Raw genomic sequence first — 3,078 nt, forward strand, 5'->3', positions numbered from 1 at the left:
TTGTTTCTAAAGTCCCAGAAGGCGGAGGCGGGTTTACTGCAAAAATCCGAGTCGGGTAATTCGTTCCAAGTTTGACCGTTGGATACTGCGATACATCCGCTTGCCCAGCTTCTGAGATGGAACTCCGAACCTCAACCATATCGTTTCGAACGTCCTCAAAATGCTGGAATTCGATTTCGCTGTTTTCCATGGGAACGATCTGGGCCTGATTGATCGACATGAGAATCACGATAATCGCAAATATCATAATGAAGCCGACAACCCCGGAAACGGCACGGGAATCCCGGCGAAAAGAAATATCACGCCCGTTTCGTTCCATGGTGGATAGGTAGCATTTTGGCTGTAAAGGCTTCAACATTTGGTTAGATACGAACACCGACAAAAGGGATCGGACGTCACCAAATTTCACTCGAAAACGATGTGGAAGTGACTCACCTCCGTCGACCGGATTCCCAAGACCGTTCGGCCCACCGGTTTGGGCTTATTCCTCGGTCTGCTCGCGCATCGTGTAGGCCCCAGGCTCCTCCGTTCCGGCCAGGACGATGAGGGCGGTGATCTCCTCGTCGATGTTGAAAATATCGTGTTCGAGGCCCGATTCGACGTAGACGACGTCGCCGGCTTCCACCGGATAGGTCTCGTCCCCGACTCTGGCCATCCCGGACCCGGATATGATGTAGTAAATCTCGTCGCCGGTGTGGGGATTTTTCGGCTCGGAGGTCCCGGTGGCGTATCGGGCCACCTCGACCGTCATTGCCTCCTCGTCCAATACCTCGTAATGCTGGCGGTCAGTGGCATCCTCGAACTGCGCGAATAGATCGGTGGTGGAGATGCGTGTCATCTGTTGTCAAACCATGGTAGTGTTCATGCTCGGGGATATTAACGGTTGAGTAACCCGGGTGCGATACCCGCATCGTAAACCGTCACTATCAGGGGGTGGGCTGGGACCGGATATCACGTGCCAAATACACGGCGCGTTTCAGTCACGAAACAGCCAGTCATGGTATCGAGACACGAGACGGGGGTTGGATGTCGTCGGTATTTCACCGAGTGACCCCTGCTCAACCGACCGAGTCACTATCATCCACCAGCGATGAGACGATGAGTCGCTTGATTCCACGTCGAAGCAGCCCACTGGCTGCAGGTGGAGAGATATCCAGATCAGCGGCGACCTCACTGAGCGTCGCGTTTCTGGGTTCCTCGAAATACCCCGTTTCGAGCGCGACGCGGAGCGCATTCCGTTGACTATCGGTCAGTCCATCGTCCGTTTTCTCCAAACTCGCGTATTCGTTCACGCGCAGCAGATCGATATCGATGGCATGCTGTCCGGCATAGTCCCAGAGCTGAACCAGCTCCGTTCGCTCGGGAATCCAGACAGTGAGGATCCAAGCGCTCCCCTCGTTCTCCATGTCGAGGATGACACCGTTCGCGGCCGAAATGATCGGTGAGAGAACCTTCGCCTCGGGTGTATACTCGAAGCTGTAGATCGCTCGCTCCTCGTTGGTTTCGGTGACCCGTTCGAATTCCCCTATCGTCGGATCATTCCGCAATCCGTCTTCGAACCGGGCGAAATCGTCCGACTCGATGTGATAGAAGAATTTCCCCGACGTGGGGTCAGTTCCCGCCTCCGAGACCGACGCGACTTTCGCGCTTCGGTCGTGAGCGACTGTCTGCGTGAGCACTATGTCGGGATGCTCGACCTGGACGACCGCTGTGATATCGCTCATGTGCTATGTGGGAGTCGTGATATAGTGTCGAGTTCTACGATGGGAATGCTCGCGATACCCGGTGAAAACCGACCGTGCACTGGGACCTGGTTTCGTCGCGGTGGCACTATGGGAATCTAACTGAGGGTGTCGGGTATGGTTTTTGCATGCGAGGATCCGATTCAATTGGATGGATTTGGACCCAGAGCGATTTAGCCTTTGTCTCTGGCACGGTTCCGCGAGCGGTTACTGCATGTGGCTGTTTTGGCTTCGCTGGCACGACTACTCAAGGAATGCTCGATCTTGCTTTAGCTCAACGCTTTGTTCCGGTGGCGCTCCAGAAATCCCCACCGTTCCGGAGGACTCCTCAGCTGCAGGGACTTTAATCGCCCGTATTCTGCCTGTCGTGAATCTTGGCCTGTTCGCGAGCGCTAGGATTGACCGATTCTTTGAACGGAACCGTCGCCAGCGTCGCATACACGGGTTCCCCTGGCTCCTCGGCGTACTCATCCGGGAGGTGTGCGGCAAACTCGACGTCGAGATCGGCGTCATATATCTCGTCATTGAGCGGCACGTCTGTCGCGGCCTGCAGCGTTTCGGCTGGGACGTATCCGAGGCCGATATTGGTCTCGAGTTCCGGGTTCCACCACGCCGAGGTCAGGTACCCACATTCCTCGCCGGTCTCCGGGTCCGAGATGAGCCAGAAGTCCGGCGCCCACTCCCGAATCGGTTCGCCTGCGATTTTCAGGCCGACCAGCTTGTGCGTGAACGGGAATTCGCCGTTTTCGACGGCTTCCTTCTGCCGTTGGAGTTCGGCTTTCCCGACGTAGTCCGCGTCCTTGTCCTCGGGAACCTGATAGCCGAGATTGACCTGGAACGGCGAGGTCTCGTGGTCCATGTCCTGGCCCAGCGACAGGATTCCGGCAGCAACCCGTCGGTGATGGGAGACAGCGGTCACGCCGCCGCCGTGGGCTTTGACCGTTTCGAGAACCGGGTCCCACACGGCCTCGGCGTTCTCCGTCGCATCGCGGACGAATATTTCGAACCCTAACTCTCCGGAAAAGCCCGTCTGACTCAACAGGACCGGGACCCCGTTGATCGTCGATTCCAGCAATCCGTAGTAGGGAATGTCTTCGACCACGTCGCCGAAGAGGGCTTCTATCACGTCGATAGATTTCGGGCCCTGAACCTGCATCGGCGAGACGTCGATCTCGTCGATGTCGACCTCGTAGTCCGAGTCGACGGCAACGCCCTGCAACCACAGCAGCAGGTCGGAGTCGGCGACCGAGAACCAGAACTCGTCGTCCTCGGGGCGCAACAGGACGAAGTCGTTGAGGATGCCGCCGTCCTGGTTGCAGCAGATGGCGTACTTGCC

The 3,078-nt window shown here is 57.1% G+C and carries 3 protein-coding genes and 1 pseudogene; all 4 read right to left on the reverse strand.

Annotated elements, in window-relative coordinates; genetic code table 11:
* Positions 1-220: pseudogene (locus tag V5A26_RS11275) on the reverse strand (Ig-like domain-containing protein); the annotation flags it as partial.
* Positions 221-481: 261 nt separating this feature from the next.
* Positions 482-838: a cupin domain-containing protein gene (locus V5A26_RS11280; RefSeq protein WP_332322550.1), complete on the reverse strand. Its 357-nt coding sequence runs from the start codon at positions 836-838 to the stop codon at positions 482-484.
* A gap of 220 nt (positions 839-1,058) precedes the next feature.
* Positions 1,059-1,724, reverse strand: a complete 666-nt coding sequence (locus tag V5A26_RS11285) for a helix-turn-helix domain-containing protein (protein ID WP_332322551.1) — start codon at positions 1,722-1,724, stop codon at positions 1,059-1,061.
* Positions 1,725-2,085: 361 nt separating this feature from the next.
* Positions 2,086-3,078 (reverse strand): glycine cleavage T C-terminal barrel domain-containing protein (locus V5A26_RS11290; protein WP_332322552.1); only part of this gene is annotated, 993 nt, incomplete at its 5' end.

This window comes from Halodesulfurarchaeum sp. (genome assembly GCF_036626455.1).
Lineage (GTDB): Archaea > Halobacteriota > Halobacteria > Halobacteriales > Halobacteriaceae > Halodesulfurarchaeum.

What these genes read in the sequence shown, in the direction of transcription:
- V5A26_RS11285 (WP_332322551.1), bottom strand. Translation starts at nt 1,724, where the DNA reads ATGAGCGATATCACAGCGGTCGTCCAGGTCGAGCATCCCGACATAGTG.
- V5A26_RS11280 (WP_332322550.1), bottom strand. Translation starts at nt 838, where the DNA reads ATGACACGCATCTCCACCACCGATCTATTCGCGCAGTTCGAGGATGCC.